The following is a 14,513-nucleotide window of genomic DNA, read 5'->3' on the forward strand; positions in this document are numbered from 1 at the left end:
GGGCCGGATCCGGCGGCGGGCGCCGGATCAGTTCCCGAAGACGTGGTCGGACCAGGGCAGCGATCCCCCGCGGTACTTGGCCACCCGGACGTCGCCGGAGCGGGCGTGGCCCTCGAAGCGCTCCACGCGGGAGGCCCGTCCGCACAGCTCTCCGAAGAAGGCGCTGGAGTCCGTGTCGGTGACCTCCTGGTAGGTGACGGTGCGCAGGTACTTGCCCACCCACAGGCCGCCGGTGTAGCGGGCCGCGCCCCGGGTGGGCAGCACGTGGTTGGTGCCGATGACCTTGTCCCCGTAGGACACGCAGGTGCCCTCGCCGAGGAACAGGGCCCCGTAGTCGTGCATCTTCTCCAGGGCCTCGCGCGGGTTCTCGGTGAGGATCTGCACGTGCTCGTAGGCGTACTCGTCGGCCAGGGCGTAGGCGTCGTCGAGGGTCTCCACCACGTGCACCGCGCCCCAGTCCCGCCAGGCCGGCTCGGCGAAGTCCTTGGTGGGCATGTCCACCAGCAGCGTGTCGACGTGCTCGACGACCTTCCGGCCGAGCTCCTCGCTGGTGGTGATGAGCACCGCGGGGGAGTCGGGGCCGTGCTCGGCCTGGGAGAGCAGGTCGACGGCCACCACGAACGGGTCGGCGTGCTCGTCGGCCACGATCAGGACCTCGGTGGGCCCGGCGAAGAGGTCGATGCCGACCTCGCCGAAGAGCTGGCGCTTGGCCTCGGCGACGAACGCGTTGCCGGGCCCGGCCAGCATGTTCACGGGCTGGATGGTCTCGGTGCCCACGGCCATCGCGGCGACGGCCTGGATGCCGCCGAGCAGGTAGATCTCGTCGGCGCCCGCCAGGTGCATGGCCGCGATCGTCGCGTCGGGCACCTCGCCCTTGATCAGGGGCGTGCAGGCCGCGACCCGCTCGACCCCGGCGACCTTCGCCGTCACGATCGTCATGTGCGCGCTGGCCAGCAGCGGGTACTTGCCCCCGGGGATGTAGGCGCCGGCGGCCTGGATCGGCACGTTCTTCTGGCCGAGGCGGACCCCGGGGCGGGTCTCGATCTCGAAGTCCTGCAGGGACTCGAGCTGCTTGGTCGCCATGTGCCGCACCTGCTCCTGGACGAACGTGATGTCGTCGATGACCTGCTGCGGGACCCGGGACATGATCTCGGCGATCTGCTCGTCGTCGAGCAGGAAGGACTCGGGGCCGTAGTCGTCGAACTTCTGCGAGTACTCCCGCACCGCCGCGTCACCGCGGGTCCGGATGTCGTCGATGACGCCCTCCACGATGGTCCGGACCTCGGGGGAGCTGCCGCGGCCGGTGTCGGTCTTGCCGGGGCGCTTGAGCATGGTGGAGGCGACGGACGAGGGGGTGGTCGTTCCTGCGGACATGGCAATGCCTTTCCTCAATCGGTGGGAGGGGCCACCGCGGCGCCCCTCGTCGGTCTCTGTGAACCAGGACACAATCGACTGTATACGTATTCACGACGCCGGGCAACGGGTTGATTGTGTCTCGTGAATACGTATACTCAGCGGCGTCCACAGCAGCTGCTCGCCCCGGCGCGGGCGGTGGATATGATCGCTGTACGCGGGGGTGCCGCCCGCGGGAACCCCGAGGAGGCCCGCATGGTCACGAGCCGAGACGTCGCACGGCTGGCGGGGGTGTCCCAGGCGACCGTGTCCCGGGTCCTGTCCTCCGCGACCAGCACCGCCCCCGAGACGCGGCTCAAGGTGCAGGCGGCCATGGAGGCCCTCGGCTACGTGCCCCACGCCGGGGCGCAGGCCATGAAGACCCGGCGCACCCGCACGGTCGGGGTCGTCGTCAAGGACATCACCAACCCCTTCTATCCCGAGGTCCTCGACGAGCTCACCCGGGAGCTGGACCGCGCCGGCTACCGGGTGGTCCTCTGGAACGCCGGCGGCGACAGCCACCACGACGCGCTCGGGGCGATCCGCGAGCGCGCCGTCGACGGGGTCATCTTCACCACCGCCACGGGGGACACGGTGGAGCTGCAGGTGGCGGTGGAGAAGCGCAGCCCGATCGTGCTCATCAACCGTGTGGTGGAGGGCTTCGACGCCGACCAGGTGGCCAGCGACAACGCCGCCGGCGGCGCCGCGGTGGCCGACTACCTCCACGCGCACGGCAGGACCCGCGCCGCGTTCGTCGGCGGGCTGCCGGACGCCAGCACCTCCCGTGACCGCGCCCGCGGGTTCCTGGAGCGGATGGCGGAGCTGGGGCATCCGGTGCCCGAGGACCTGCGGGTCCACGCGGGCTTCTCCCACGACGCGAGCCAGCACGTGACGGGCCGGCTCCTGGCCCGGGCCGATCCGCCGGAGGCCGTCTTCTGCGCCAACGACTACATGGCGTTCGGGGCTCTGGACGCGCTGCGCGCCCGGGGCCTGTCGGCGCCGCGGGACTGCTGGGTGATCGGCTACGACGACGTGGACATGGCGTCCTGGCCGTCCTTCGACCTCACCACCGTCCGCCAGCCCAGCCGGGAGATGGCCCGGGCCGGGGCGCAGATGCTGCTGGAGCGCATCGGCGCGCCCGACCGCCCGGCGCAGCACCGGCAGTTCCCGTGCACGCTGATCGTCCGGGGCAGCACCGGCGCGCCCGCCGCGCGGTCCGTGACGGGCTCCTGAGGAGCTCCCGGCGCCGGCATCGCACGGACCCTTGACGTGGCCTCGGTGCCGTGGTTCATTAGTTGAGTAACTAACCCATGGACTCGGAGGTCGCCGTGATCGAGGAGGGCAGGCCCCTGTTCGTGCAGATCGCCGAGCAGGTCGAGGACTCGGTCGTGGACGGCACCCTCGCCGAGGAGGAGCAGGCTCCGTCCACGAACGAACTAGCCGCCTTCCACCGGATCAACCCGGCCACCGCCGCGAAGGGGGTGAACATGCTCGTCACCAAGGGCGTGCTGTACAAGCGCCGGGGGATCGGGATGTTCGTCTCCCCGGGCGCCCGCGAGCTCCTGCTCCAGGAGCGGCGCGACGCCTTCGCCCTGCGCTACGTCCAGCCGCTGCTCGCCGAGGCGCGCAAGATCGGGCTCGGTCCCGAGGACGTCGCAGCGCTCGTCCGTGCCGGTGCCGACCGCACGGAACCGCCATCTCCGCCGGATAGGACGTCAGCATGAACTCCGTGATCGAGGTCCGGAACCTCACGAAGCGCTACAAGGACAAGCTCGCCCTCGACGATGTGAGCTTCGAGGTCCAGCAGGACACCATCTACGGCCTCCTGGGGCGCAACGGTGCCGGGAAGACGACCGCGATGTCGATCCTCACCGCCCAGAACCTGCCCACCAGCGGCCGGGTGCGCGTGTTCGGCGAGGACCCCTACGAGAACGCCCGGGTGCTCAGCCGCATGTGCTTCGTGCGTGAGAGCCAGAAGTACCCCGACGACGCCACCCCGCGGCACGCCTTCGCCTCGGCGCGGCTGTTCTTCCCGCGGTGGGACCAGCAGCTCGCCAACGCGCTCGTCGAGGACTTCCAGCTGCCGCTCAGGCGCACGATCAAGAAGCTCTCGCGCGGTCAGCTCTCGGCCGTGGGGGTCGTCATCGGACTCGCCTCCCGCGCGGAGATCACCTTCTTCGACGAGCCGTACCTCGGCCTCGACGCCGTCGCACGGCAGATCTTCTACGACCGCCTCCTGGCCGACTACGCCGAGCACCCCCGGACGGTGCTGCTGTCCAGCCACCTCATCGACGAGGTGTCCGACCTGCTCGAGCGGGTGCTCGTGATCGATGCGGGCCGCATCGTCATGGACGAGTCCACCGAGGACGCCCGCGCCCAGGCCATGAACGTCGTCGGTGACGCCGCCGCGGTGGAGCGGGCGGTGCACGGCCGGGAGGTCATCCACCGCGAGGGCCTCGGCCGGGTCGCCTCCGTGACGTTCCTCGGCCGGCTCGACGAGACCGAGCGCGCGGCCCTGACCGCGGCGGGGCTCGAGCTGGCGCCCGTCTCCCTGCAGCAGCTCATCGTGCGCCTCACGCAGCACCGTTCGCCCGGCCGCGACGCGCTCGACGCGGCCGCCCAGGAAGGAGCCCTCCGATGACCGCCCCCGATGCCGCCGCGCGCCCTGCCGCCGCGCGCCACCGCACGCTCAACGTGGTGCGCCTGCAGTTCGTCAACACGCAGACCTTCGTCTGGGTGCCCGCTCTCGTGCTCGGCGGGGCGTGGGTCATCACGATGCTCGTCTACTGGATCATCCAGGGCGCCGGCGGCGCCGGCGTCAAGATCGGCGGGGGCTCGCAGGCCCCGCTGTGGTACTTCCTCGTCGTCGGGGTCCAGGCCATGACGCTGTCCTTCCCCTTCTCCCAGGCCATGAGCCTCACCCGCCGGGAGTTCTACCTCGGCTCCCTGGCGGCCGCGGCGGTGAGCGGCCTCGGGATGTCGCTGGCGTTCGTGCTGCTCGGGCTGATCGAGCAGGCCACGGGCGGGTACGGCATGAACGGGTACTTCGCCTACCTCGAGTGGGTGTGGGCGGAGGGGCCGCTCGCGGCCGGCCTGGCGTACTTCGTGGCGACGATGCTCTTCTTCGTCGTGGGCTTCTGGTTCGCGACGATCTTCAAGCGCTTCGGCACGGCCACGCTCGTGCTCGTGCTGCTCGCGCTCGGCCTCGCCGTCGTGGGGCTCGTCGCCCTGGTGACCTGGCAGCAGGCCTGGCCGGACGTCTGGGGGTGGGTCCTCGACGCCGGTGCGCTGGGCCTGACGCTGTGGGCCCTCCTGCTGGGCGCGCTGCTCGCGGCGGGCTCCTACCTCACCCTGCGCAGGATGCCCGCCTGACGGTCCCCGCCGGCGGCGGGGCGCCGCTCAGGTGCTCGCCCGCACGACCAGCTCGGGCGGCAGCCGCACGCTCTCGACGTCCTTGCCGTCCAGGACGTCCATCAGCAGCTCGAAGCCCTGCCGGCCGATGCGGTGCATGGGGGAGCGCACGGTGGTGAGCCCCACGCTGCCGGCCAGCGGCGTGTCGTTGAACCCGACGAGGGCCGTGTCCCCCGGGACCGTGATGCCCTCCCGGGTGAACACGCCGAGGGCGCCGATGGCCGCGAAGTCGTTCACCGCGAACACCGCCTCGGGCAGCGGCCCGGCGGCGAGGATCCGCTCGGCGGCCGCGCTGCCGGCCGGTGCGTCGAAGCCCCCCGGGGCCACCCGGGCCGGGTCCACCCCGAGGCCGTGCTCGGCGAGCGCGTCGAGGAAGCCGGCGCACCGGTCGATCGAGGTCGAGGCCCGGGGGTCGCCCGCGACGAGGCCGAAGGTCCTGCGGCCGGAGGCCACGAGGTGCTCGGCGACCATGCGGCCCCCGGCGTAGTCGTCGCAGGTCACGGAGCGGTGTCCCGGAGAGCGCCGGCTCACCAGCGTGAAGGCCACGCCGCGGCCGGCGAGCTCGTCCAGGAAGGGGTCCTCGAACAGGGCGTCCCCGAAGATCAGCCCGTCGGCACGGCGGTCCAGCAGCTTCTCCGCCTTGGCGCGGTGGGCGCCGGGGTCGTCCAGGGAGTTGGAGACCACGGTGAAGTAGCCGTGCTCGGAGGCGGCTTCGTCGATGCCCTCGTACATCGTGGCCAGGACGTAGTCCTGCAGGCGGGGAACGACGACCCCGATCATCTGCGACTTGGCCGTGCGCAGCGAGGCGGCGTAGGGGTTCTTGCGGTAGCCGCGCTCCTCGGCGAGCGCGAAGATGCGCTCGGTGGTGTCCGGCGCGGCCCACCGGGAGCCGAGCCCCTTGGGGTCGTTGAGCACCCGGGAGACCGTGGAGGGGTTGAGTCCCAGCTCGGCCGCCAGCGCCTTCAGGGTGACCGCTGGTCGCGCGCCCATCTCCGCCTCCTCGCATGTGTTGCCCCACAGTAACGGACGTTAAATCTGGGTAAATGTGTTGCACGTCACGCCGGTTCCACCCTAAGGTCGGTGCCAACATCCTACGCAATCGATTGCGGCATTCGTTTGCATAGAACGGCGACCCATCGGGTCGCCCGACCATCCACGACGGAGGAGGCGGCCCGTGGCGCACATCCAGCTGCTGGGCACGGGGGGCACCATCGCGTCCCGGGGCAGCGGGCCCACGGGGTCCGTGGCCACGGACACGGCGGCCGAGTTGGCCCGGACCCAGTACGGCGAGCTGACCGTGTCGGCCCGGGACGTCCTCACCACGGGCAGCTACCGGCTCACGCTGGGGCAGTTGCGGTCGATCGCGGAGGGGGCCCGGGAGGCCCTGGACGAGCCCGGCACCGACGGCGTGGTGGTCACCCACGGGACGGACACCCTGGAGGAGACGGCGTACCTGCTGGACCTGGTGCACGGCTCCCCGAAGAGCGTGGTGCTCACCGGCGCCCAGCAGCCGGCCGACAGCCCGTCCCCGGACGGGCCGCGCAACGTCGAGGAGGCGGTGCTGGCCGCCGCGTCCCCCCAGCTGCGGGGCAGCGGGGTGCTGATCTCCTTCGACGGGACGGTCCGCTCCGCCCGCGGCGCCCGGAAGGCGCACACCACCGCGAGCAGCCCCTTCCAGGGCGGCGTCGAGGTGGCGCACATGGCCGGCGCCGGCCTCGTGGTCACGGCGAGGCCGGTCCGGCGCCCCGCGCTGCCGCTGCCCCCCGCGGCCTTCGACAACACCAGGGTGGAGATCATCACGGCGCACACCGGCGCCACCCCCGACCTCTTCGACTACGCCGTGGGCGCGGGCGCGCGGGCCGTGGTCCTCGCCGGGTCCGGGGTCGGCAACGCCGGTCCGGGCTTCGCGGAGGCCGTCGCCCGGGCGGTCGGGGCCGGCTGCGCCGTGGTGCTCAGCACGCGCGCCCCGTGGGGACCCGTGGTCCCGCGCTACGGCAACGGCGGGGGCACCGACCTCGTGGCGGCCGGCGCCGTCCCCTCCGGGGACCTCAACCCGCTCCAGGCGCGCCTGCTCGCCGCCCTCCTGATCTCCCTGGGGACCTCGCCCGCCGAGTTCCCCGGGGCCTTCACCGCCCACCTCTAGACCATCCATCCACCTGAGGAGACATCATGTCCAAGAAGATCTACGTGTCCGTGGGGATCGACGTCGACGCCGTCGGCGGCTGGCTCGGCTCCTACGGCGGGGAGGACTCCCCGGGCGACATCTCCCGCGGCCTCTTCGCCGGCGAGGTCGGCGTGCCGCGGCTGCTCCAGCTCGCCCAGCGCCGGGACATGCCGGTGACCTGGTTCTGGCCCGGGCACTCCGTCGAGACCTTCCCCGAGCAGTTCGACGCCGTGGTCGCCGCCGGCCACGAGATCGGCGTCCACGGCTACTCGCACGAGAACCCCATCGCGATGACCCGCGAGCAGGAGACCGAGATCCTCGACTACTGCACGGACCTCATCACCCGGCGCGCCGGGAAGAAGCCGGTGGGCTACGTGGCGCCCTGGTGGGAGTTCTCCGGGGTGACCAACGAGATCCTGCTCGAGCGCGGCTTCCTCTACGACCACTCGCTGATGCACGACGACCACACCCCGTACTACGTGCGGGTCGGCGACACCTGGACCAAGATCGACTACCAGGCGGCCTCGGCGAAGGAGTGGATGAAGCCGCTGGTGCGCGGCGAGGAGACGGACCTGATCGAGATCCCCGCCTCCTGGTACCTGGACGACCTCCCGCCGATGATGTTCATCAAGTCCAGCCCCAACAGCCACGGCTTCGTGAGCCCCCGCGACATCGAGCAGCTGTGGAAGGACCAGTTCGACTGGGTGTACCGGGAGATGGACTACGCGGTCTTCCCGCTCACTATCCACCCGGACGTCTGCGGCCGGCCGCAGAACCTGCTGATGCTCGAGCGGCTCCTCGACCACATCCAGGGCCACGACGGGGTCGAGTTCGCCTTCATGGAGGACGTCGCCCGCGACTTCGCCACCCGCAGTCCCCGTACCGCCGGCTGACCCGGCACGTTCGAAGGAACACCGCCATGTCCTCTCTGCGCTCGAACCCGACGCCCTCCGGCGTCGAGCCGTGGAACGTCAAGATCACGCCGAAGACGATCCGGCAGGTCTCCGTCGTCTGCTTCATCGCCTGGGTGGCCTCCGTCTACGACTTCACCCTCTTCGGCACGCTGCTCCCGGTCATCGCCGAGGAGTTCGGGTGGTCGGTGGCCGAGTCCACCGCGATCAACACCTACGCCACGATCGGAGTGTTCGTCGTCGCCCTCGCCGTGGGCACCATCATCGACCGGATGGGCCGCAAGAAGGCCCTGATCGTCCTGATGCTCGGCGGCGCGGTGGCCTCGGGGCTCACCGGGGCGGCCGTCGGCGCGATCAGCCTCGTGGTCATCCGCGCCTTCTCCGGCTTCTCGATGTCCGAGGAGGTCGTCAACGCGGTCTACCTCAACGAGATGTACAAGGAGGCCAAGAGCCGCGGCCTCATGTACTCCCTCGTGCAGGGCGGGTGGCCGGTGGGCGCGCTCGTCTCCGCGGGCCTGTCCGCCATCACCCTGCCGATCATCGGCTGGCGGTGGTCCTTCGTGGTCGCGGCGGTGCTCTCCGTCATCGTCGTGCTCCTGGCGCTGCGCCTGCCGGAGTCCCCGGCCTTCGCCGCCATGCGGGAGGTCCGGCGCCGTCGCGCGGCCGGCGACGTGGACGGCGCCCACGCGCTGGCCGCCGAGCACGACCTCGAGGAGGCGGCCCACCACCACACCGGCGTCAAGGACGTCTTCACCCCGGAGCTGCGCCGGCACACCACGTGCCTGGCCCTGGCCTGGTTCTTCAACTGGTTCGGCATCCAGGTCTTCTCCGTCCTGGGCACCACGATCCTGGTGGAGGCCAAGGGCGTGTCCTTCGACAACGCCCTGATCATCCTGGTGCTCTCCAATGCGGTGGGCTTCGTGGGCTACGTCTTCCACGGCTGGCTGGGCGACAGGATCGGCCGCAAGCCGACCGTGGTGCTGGGCTGGATCGCCGGCGGCGTGGTCAGCTTCGCGATGCTGATCGGCCCGGGCACCTCTGCCTACATCATCCCGCTCTACGCCATGACGCTGTTCTTCCTCACCGGCCCCTACGCGGCGCTGCTGTTCTACATGGGCGAGTCCTTCCCGCCCCAGGTGCGCGGCATGGGCGCGAACGTGGCCCACGTGATGGCCCCGCTCGGCGGCATCGCCGGGTCCGGGCTGCTCACCATCCTGCTCACCGCCGGCGTGGACACCGCCTGGGCCGCGATCATCGCCGGCACCGGCGGCCTGCTCGCCTCGGCGCTGTGCATGGCCGGGACCCGCTCCATCAAGGACGCCCACCGGAAGACGACGGTGATCGCATGATGCGCGACGACGGACTCGAGGGAAAGGTCGCCGTCGTCTCCGGCGGCGGCAGCGGGATCGGCCGGGCGCTGGCGGTGGCCTACGCCCGGGCCGGGGCGCACAGCGTCATCGGCTACCTGCCGTCGGACCCCCACGACGCGACGGACACCGTCCGCGCCGTGGAGGCCGCCGGCGGGCGGTGCACGGCCGTCCCCATGGACGTGCGCAGCTTCGAGGACACCGAGCGGCTCGCCGAGACGGCGCTCGAGGAGTACGGCCGGCTGGACATCTCGGTGGCGGCCGCCGGCATCCTCCGCCGGGCCGCGCTCGCCGAGATGACCGACCAGGCGTGGGACGACATGATGGCCGTCGACCTCTCCGGGGTGATGCGCGTCTTCCGCTCCTGCAGCACGCGGATGAGCCGGGGCGGGGCGATGGTCGCCACGTCCTCGATCGCGGGCGGGGTGTACGGCTGGGAGGAGCACGCCCACTACGCGGCGGCGAAGTCCGGGCTGCTGGGCCTGTGCCGCTCCCTGGCCGTCGAGCTCGCCCCCCGCAAGATCCGGGTGAACACGGTGATCCCGGGGCTGATCGAGAGCCCGCAGTCGCTGGACGCCGTCAACTCCCTGGGCCGGGAGGGGCTCGACGCCGCGGGCTCGATCATCCCGTGGGGCCGCGTGGGCAACGTCGACGAGGCGGCGCGCGCCATCCGCTTCCTCACCGGCGACGACTCGGCCTACGTCACCGGCCAGCAGCTGATCGTCGACGGCGGGCTCACCGTCCGGTGGCCGAGCTGAACGCGTCAGGAGGAGCAGACATGGAACAGCAGCTGACCGGCAGGGTCGCCGTCGTCACCGGGGGCGGCAGCGGCATCGGTGCCGCGATCGCGATGCTCTTCGCCAGGGAGGGCGCCGACGTGGCCGTGCTGGACCGCGACGAGCAGCACGCCCGGGCGGTCGCGGAGGAGTGCGGGGCCTTCGGCGGCCGCACCGCGGCGCTCGCCGCGGACGTCACCGACGGCGAGGCCGTGCGGGCGGCGATGGACCGGGTGGCCGAGGAGCTCGGCGGGATCGACGTCCTGGTCAGCGCCGCGGGCATCCTGGACGAGACGCCGCTGCTGGAGATGACCGAGGCGACGTTCGACAAGGTCCTCGCCGTGGACCTCAAGGGCGTGTTCCTGGCCGCCCGCTGGGCCGCGCCCCACATGGTGGCGCGCGGCGGCGGGCGGATCATCAACATCGCCTCGCAGCTGGGCATCAAGGGCGGCACGGGCCTGACGCACTACGTGGCGGCCAAGGCGGGGGTGATCGGCATGACGAAGGCCATGGCGCTGGAGCTCGCCGAGCACGGCATCCTGGTCAACGCCATCGCGCCGGGCCCCATCGTGACGCCGCTGATCGAGGGGCTGTCCGAGGAGTGGAAGGCCGCCAAGCAGGCGGAGCTGCCCATCGGCCGCTTCGGCCAGGCCCACGAGGTGGCCCCCACGGCCCTGCTGCTGGCCTCCTCGCCCGGCGGCGACCTCTACACCGGGCAGACGCTGGGGCCCAACAGCGGCGACGTGATGCCGTAGCCGGCGCGGAAGGAGGCAGCCACGACATGTGTGCAGGATGCCCCGGAGGGCGTGCGGTCTCGACGCTCACGGCCTACATCAACCGCCACGGCCTGAAGCAGGCCGTCCTCGCGGAGCTGCGGCGCAGCGTGGGGCGCCGCGCGCGGATCACCGTCCTCGGCGACCGGTGGGTGCTGGCCCCGCCCACGGGGGGCCAGCAGATCTTCCCCGACGTGGAGGCGCTGGCCGACGCCCTGGTGGACCGGCACCTCGCCGACCGGCGGGGCCTGCCGGACGACGGCGGCGCGGACTTCGAGCGGCTCCTCCAGGACGGGCACCGCCACGGCGGACCGGCCATGGACGCGGGACGGCTCGTGCGGGCGCTGCTGCTCAGCGCCGACACCGTGTGAGCGCGGGCCGGCGACGACGTCCGGGCGGTCCCTCCGCGGGGGCCGCCCGGACGTCGTCGCGGCCCGGACCTCGTCAGCGTCCGGGCCGCGACCGCGGGGCGGTCACAGGGCCCAGAGCTCCTCGAGGTGCCGGGCCCGCTCCCGCCGCGCCCGGTGGGCCTCCTCCAGGTCCACCGCCCGGAACCGGGTGACCGTGCCCGGGGTGGCGCGGGCCAGCAGGTCCATGTCCGCGGAGATCACGGTGCCCACCATCGCGTAGCCGCCGCCGGAGACCGCGTCCCGGTGCAGCACGATCGGCTGGGTGCCGCCGGGGATCTGGATCGAGCCCACGGCGTAGCCGGCGTCGACGATGTTGGAGGGGTCCGAGCCGGCCCCGAAGGGCTGCTCCCGCCGGATCCACTCCACGCCGGGGCCCTCGAAGCGCAGGCCCATGCGGTCGGCCACCGGGGTGAGCCTCCAGTCCTCCTCGACCAGCCGGCGCCGGCCCTCGTCGGTGAGCAGGTGGTCGTAGAGGCCCCACACGATCCGCAGCTCCAGCGGACCGCCGAGCGCGGGCCGGTGGGACGCGGGGATCTCCTGGACCGCCGGCAGCAGGCCGGTCGGCTCGCCCACGGGCACCACGTCCCCGGCCTCCAGCTTCCGGCCGTGCAGCCCGCCCAGCCGCCCGATCGCGTAGGTGGAGCGGGAGCCGAGCACCGCCGGCACGTCGACGCCGCCGCGGACGGCCAGGTAGAACCGGGCGCCGCCGCGGATCACCCCGAACCGCACGGCGTCCCCCTCGGCCAGCTCGATCCGCGTCCAGGGCGGACGCTCCTGCCCGTTCACCAGCACGGGCACGTCGGCGCCGGCCACCGCGATCGTCGCCGGGGCGTCCACCGTGAAGGAGGGGCCCGTGTAGGTGCACTCCAGCACGGCCTCGTCGGCGGAGTTGCCCACGAGCTTGTTGGCGGCCTGGGCGGACTCCTGGTCCATGGCCCCGCCCTGCGGGATGCCCACGTCGTAGTGGCCGAACCGGCCCCGGTCCTGGACGGTGGTCAGCAGCCCGGGCTGCTCAGTTCTCAGCGCCATCGAGGGCCTCCAGGAGGGTGCGGTTGTAGGTGTCGGGGTCGGCGAGCGCGGCTTCGACGTCGAAGGTCACGGGCGCCTGCCGGTACCGCCAGGTGCCGGCCTCGACCTGCTGCTGGATGGAGCGGTACTCGGCCTCGTCGACCGGCCGGAACTTCACGAGGTCCCCGGGGCGGAAGAGGACGAGGAAGTCCCGGAAGTCGGGCAGCTCCTGGGCCGGGTCGTAGATCGGGGCGGCGGCGACGCCGAACATCTGGTAGCCGCCGGCGCCGCGCACGGAGTAGATGCAGGCGAAGCACCCGCCGTGGCCCACGGTCAGCGGGGGCGTGTCCGTGCGGGGGCTGAGGTACTTGGGCACCTCCAGCTGCCGCTCCCGGGGGACGAGCTGGTACATGAACGGCAGCCCGGCCACGAACCCGACCATGGACACCAGCCACGGGGACCCGTGGTGGCGGCGGACGAACTCGGCGGCGTCGGCCAGGCCGTTGACGTGGGCGGCGTAGTCGAGGTCCGTGCCGGAGGGGTCCTGGTGGTAGCCCTCGCGGAAGCGCTGGACGACCTCGGCGGTGTAGGGGTCCTGGTACCAGACCGGGACCTCGATGATCCGGGTCCGCACCGTGTGCTGGGTGGAGGTGCGGGCCTGGCTCTCCAGCTCCTGGGTGCGGCGCCTGAGCTCCTCCGGGGCGAGGACGTCGGGGTCGAAGCGCACCAGCAGGGACGCGTTGGCGGGGCAGACGTCCACCACGCCGTCCAGCGCGAGCCCGGTGAGGCCCTGGGCCACCGTGGTGGCCAGGTAGTTGGCGGTGAGGTTCATCGCCTCGTCGAACTCCACGAACAGGAACTCGTCCCCGCCCCAGGTGTAGCGGGCGGTGGGCAGGTGCAGGGTCTCGGTCACGGTGTGCTCCCCTCACCGGTCTGCGCGCGGGGCGGTCCGCCGAGCAGCTCGGTCTCGATCCAGGTGGTGTGGTGCTCCACGGCCGCGAACACCGGGTCCAGCACGAGCCGCTGCAGCAGCGGCACCGTGGTGCGGATCCCCTCGACGTGCGTGGCGGCCAGGGCCGCGCCCATCCGCCGCACGGCGGTCCCGCGGTCCTCGCCGTGCACGATCAGCTTGGCCAGCAGCGAGTCGTAGTACGGGGCCACGGCGTCCCCGGCGCGCACCCCGCTGTCCACGCGGCAGTGCTCGCCCTCGGGCCAGTCGAGCCGGCTGATGGTCCCGGGGCTGGGCAGGAAGTTCCGCTCCGGGTCCTCGGCGTTGATCCGGCACTCCACGGAGTGGCCGGTGAGGGCGATGTCCTCCTGCCGCAGCCGCGTCCGCCCGGTCGAGGCGATCCGCAGCTGCTCGGCCACGAGGTCCACACCGGTGACGAACTCCGTGACCGGGTGCTCCACCTGCAGGCGGGTGTTCATCTCGATGAACGCCGCCTCCTGCCGGACGGGGTCGTAGAGGTACTCCACGGTCCCCACCCCGGTGTAGCGGCAGAGCCGGGCCAGGTCCACGGCGGAGCCCCGGATGCGCTCGCGGACCGCGTCCGGCAGGTCGGGGGCCGGGGCCTCCTCGACGATCTTCTGCGAGCGGCGCTGCAAGGAGCAGTCGCGGTCGCCCAGGTGCAGGAACGTCTCGCCGTCCCCCAGCACCTGGACCTCCACGTGCCGGGCCCGCTCGACGAAGCGCTCCAGGTACACCGTGGTGTCCCCGAAGCTCGCCCCGGCCTCGGCGCGGGCGGTGTCGACGGTGCGCAGCAGGTCCTCCTCGGCGCGCACCCGGCGGATGCCGCGCCCGCCGCCGCCGGCGGAGGCCTTGATCACCAGGGGGTACCCGACCTCCCGGGCCAGCGCCAGGACGGCGTCGTCGTCGCCCTCCAGGGGCCCGCCGGAGCCGGCGAGCACGGGCACCCCGGCGGCGACCGCGGCCTCCAGGGCGCGGGTCTTGTGGCCCATGAGGTCGATGACCTCGGGGGAGGGGCCCACCCACGTCAGCCCCGCCTCCTGGACGCGGCGGGCGAACGCGGCGTTCTCGGAGAGGAAGCCGTAGCCGGGGTGCACCGCGTCGCAGCCGTGCTCCCGGGCCGCGGCCACGAGTGCCTCCGCGTTCAGGTAGGACTTCTGGGCGGGGGCGGGCCCGACGACGGCGACGGCGTCGGCGAGGCCCGCCGCCATCGAGTCCTGGTCGGCCTCGCTGACGGCCAGGACCGTGCGCAGATCCGCGCTGCGGGCGGAGCGGAGGATCCGGACCGCGATCTCGCCCCGGTTGGCCACCAGCAGCGAGGAGATCGCCACGGC

The 14,513-nt window shown here is 72.6% G+C and carries 15 protein-coding genes; 10 read left to right on the top strand and 5 right to left on the bottom strand.

Annotated features, from left to right (window positions below; all coding sequences use genetic code 11):
- Window positions 1-27: 27 nt before the first annotated feature.
- Window positions 28-1,374 (bottom strand): histidinol dehydrogenase, encoded by a 1,347-nt coding sequence (hisD, locus tag ACWCOM_RS04030; RefSeq protein WP_454547452.1) that lies wholly within the window; start codon window positions 1,372-1,374, stop codon window positions 28-30.
- Window positions 1,375-1,608: 234 nt separating this feature from the next.
- Between hisD and ACWCOM_RS04035 the strand changes: the two genes are divergently transcribed.
- The 4 genes from ACWCOM_RS04035 to ACWCOM_RS04050 all read left to right on the top strand — a co-directional run bounded on the left by ACWCOM_RS04035 (window position 1,609) and on the right by ACWCOM_RS04050 (window position 4,764).
- Window positions 1,609-2,625, top strand: coding sequence for a LacI family DNA-binding transcriptional regulator (locus ACWCOM_RS04035; RefSeq protein ID WP_454547453.1), 1,017 nt, complete (start codon window positions 1,609-1,611; stop codon window positions 2,623-2,625).
- A 95-nt stretch (window positions 2,626-2,720) separates the two neighbouring features.
- Window positions 2,721-3,116, top strand: coding sequence for a GntR family transcriptional regulator (locus tag ACWCOM_RS04040; protein WP_454547512.1), 396 nt, complete (start codon window positions 2,721-2,723; stop codon window positions 3,114-3,116).
- Window positions 3,113-4,033: an ABC transporter ATP-binding protein gene (locus tag ACWCOM_RS04045; RefSeq protein WP_454547454.1), complete on the top strand. Its 921-nt coding sequence runs from the start codon at window positions 3,113-3,115 to the stop codon at window positions 4,031-4,033. Before ACWCOM_RS04040 ends, ACWCOM_RS04045 begins: the two co-directional genes overlap by 4 nt.
- Window positions 4,030-4,764 (top strand): hypothetical protein, encoded by a 735-nt coding sequence (locus ACWCOM_RS04050; protein WP_454547455.1) that lies wholly within the window; start codon window positions 4,030-4,032, stop codon window positions 4,762-4,764. The genes ACWCOM_RS04045 and ACWCOM_RS04050 overlap by 4 nt, the downstream gene beginning before the upstream one ends.
- A 27-nt stretch (window positions 4,765-4,791) precedes the next feature.
- On the opposite strand, the gene ACWCOM_RS04055 is transcribed toward ACWCOM_RS04050, so the two are convergent.
- Window positions 4,792-5,793, bottom strand: a complete 1,002-nt coding sequence (locus ACWCOM_RS04055) for a LacI family DNA-binding transcriptional regulator (RefSeq protein WP_454547456.1) — start codon at window positions 5,791-5,793, stop codon at window positions 4,792-4,794.
- A 184-nt stretch (window positions 5,794-5,977) separates the two neighbouring features.
- On the opposite strand from ACWCOM_RS04055, the gene ACWCOM_RS04060 reads away from it, so the two are divergent.
- From ACWCOM_RS04060 to ACWCOM_RS04085, 6 genes are read left to right on the top strand one after another with little or no spacing between them, the layout of a single operon-like run.
- On the top strand, window positions 5,978-6,946 hold the full coding sequence (locus ACWCOM_RS04060) for an asparaginase (protein ID WP_454547457.1): 969 nt from the start codon (window positions 5,978-5,980) through the stop codon (window positions 6,944-6,946).
- A gap of 26 nt (window positions 6,947-6,972) precedes the next feature.
- A complete protein-coding gene (locus ACWCOM_RS04065) occupies window positions 6,973-7,860 on the top strand; it encodes a polysaccharide deacetylase family protein (RefSeq protein ID WP_454547458.1) in 888 nt (295 codons plus the stop codon).
- A gap of 26 nt (window positions 7,861-7,886) precedes the next feature.
- The gene (locus ACWCOM_RS04070) at window positions 7,887-9,227 is read left to right on the top strand and encodes an MFS transporter (RefSeq protein ID WP_454547459.1); all 1,341 of its coding nucleotides are present in this window, start codon (window positions 7,887-7,889) and stop codon (window positions 9,225-9,227) included.
- Window positions 9,224-10,003 (top strand): SDR family NAD(P)-dependent oxidoreductase, encoded by a 780-nt coding sequence (locus tag ACWCOM_RS04075; RefSeq protein WP_454547460.1) that lies wholly within the window; start codon window positions 9,224-9,226, stop codon window positions 10,001-10,003. The genes ACWCOM_RS04070 and ACWCOM_RS04075 overlap by 4 nt, the downstream gene beginning before the upstream one ends.
- A 20-nt stretch (window positions 10,004-10,023) precedes the next feature.
- Window positions 10,024-10,776: an SDR family NAD(P)-dependent oxidoreductase gene (locus ACWCOM_RS04080; protein ID WP_454547461.1), complete on the top strand. Its 753-nt coding sequence runs from the start codon at window positions 10,024-10,026 to the stop codon at window positions 10,774-10,776.
- A gap of 26 nt (window positions 10,777-10,802) precedes the next feature.
- Window positions 10,803-11,165 (top strand): hypothetical protein, encoded by a 363-nt coding sequence (locus tag ACWCOM_RS04085; RefSeq protein ID WP_454547462.1) that lies wholly within the window; start codon window positions 10,803-10,805, stop codon window positions 11,163-11,165.
- A gap of 102 nt (window positions 11,166-11,267) precedes the next feature.
- Here ACWCOM_RS04085 and ACWCOM_RS04090 read toward each other — a convergent pair whose 3' ends face one another.
- Genes ACWCOM_RS04090 through ACWCOM_RS04100 form a run of 3 tightly spaced genes read right to left on the bottom strand, consistent with a single transcriptional unit; the run spans window position 11,268 to window position 14,510 of the window.
- Window positions 11,268-12,233, bottom strand: a complete 966-nt coding sequence (locus ACWCOM_RS04090; protein WP_454547463.1) for a 5-oxoprolinase subunit C family protein — start codon at window positions 12,231-12,233, stop codon at window positions 11,268-11,270.
- Window positions 12,217-13,125 carry a 5-oxoprolinase subunit B family protein gene (locus ACWCOM_RS04095; protein ID WP_454547464.1) on the bottom strand — a complete coding sequence of 303 codons (909 nt, stop codon included), beginning with the start codon at window positions 13,123-13,125 and terminating at the stop codon, window positions 12,217-12,219. The genes ACWCOM_RS04090 and ACWCOM_RS04095 overlap by 17 nt, the downstream gene beginning before the upstream one ends.
- Entirely contained in the window at window positions 13,122-14,510 is a 1,389-nt protein-coding gene (locus ACWCOM_RS04100; protein ID WP_454547465.1) for an acetyl-CoA carboxylase biotin carboxylase subunit, read from the bottom strand. Before ACWCOM_RS04100 ends, ACWCOM_RS04095 begins: the two co-directional genes overlap by 4 nt.
- Between the last annotated feature and the right edge of the window lie 3 nt (window positions 14,511-14,513).

This window comes from Kocuria sp. KH4 (assembly GCF_053711175.1).

Coding starts and splice junctions, on each gene's coding strand:
- hisD (WP_454547452.1), bottom strand. CDS start 1,374: ATGTCCGCAGGAACGACCACCCCCTCGTCCGTCGCCTCCACCATGCTC.
- ACWCOM_RS04035 (WP_454547453.1), top strand. CDS start 1,609: ATGGTCACGAGCCGAGACGTCGCACGGCTGGCGGGGGTGTCCCAGGCG.
- ACWCOM_RS04045 (WP_454547454.1), top strand. CDS start 3,113: ATGAACTCCGTGATCGAGGTCCGGAACCTCACGAAGCGCTACAAGGAC.
- ACWCOM_RS04050 (WP_454547455.1), top strand. CDS start 4,030: ATGACCGCCCCCGATGCCGCCGCGCGCCCTGCCGCCGCGCGCCACCGC.
- ACWCOM_RS04055 (WP_454547456.1), bottom strand. CDS start 5,793: ATGGGCGCGCGACCAGCGGTCACCCTGAAGGCGCTGGCGGCCGAGCTG.
- ACWCOM_RS04065 (WP_454547458.1), top strand. CDS start 6,973: ATGTCCAAGAAGATCTACGTGTCCGTGGGGATCGACGTCGACGCCGTC.
- ACWCOM_RS04070 (WP_454547459.1), top strand. CDS start 7,887: ATGTCCTCTCTGCGCTCGAACCCGACGCCCTCCGGCGTCGAGCCGTGG.
- ACWCOM_RS04075 (WP_454547460.1), top strand. CDS start 9,224: ATGATGCGCGACGACGGACTCGAGGGAAAGGTCGCCGTCGTCTCCGGC.
- ACWCOM_RS04080 (WP_454547461.1), top strand. CDS start 10,024: ATGGAACAGCAGCTGACCGGCAGGGTCGCCGTCGTCACCGGGGGCGGC.
- ACWCOM_RS04085 (WP_454547462.1), top strand. CDS start 10,803: ATGTGTGCAGGATGCCCCGGAGGGCGTGCGGTCTCGACGCTCACGGCC.
- ACWCOM_RS04090 (WP_454547463.1), bottom strand. CDS start 12,233: ATGGCGCTGAGAACTGAGCAGCCCGGGCTGCTGACCACCGTCCAGGAC.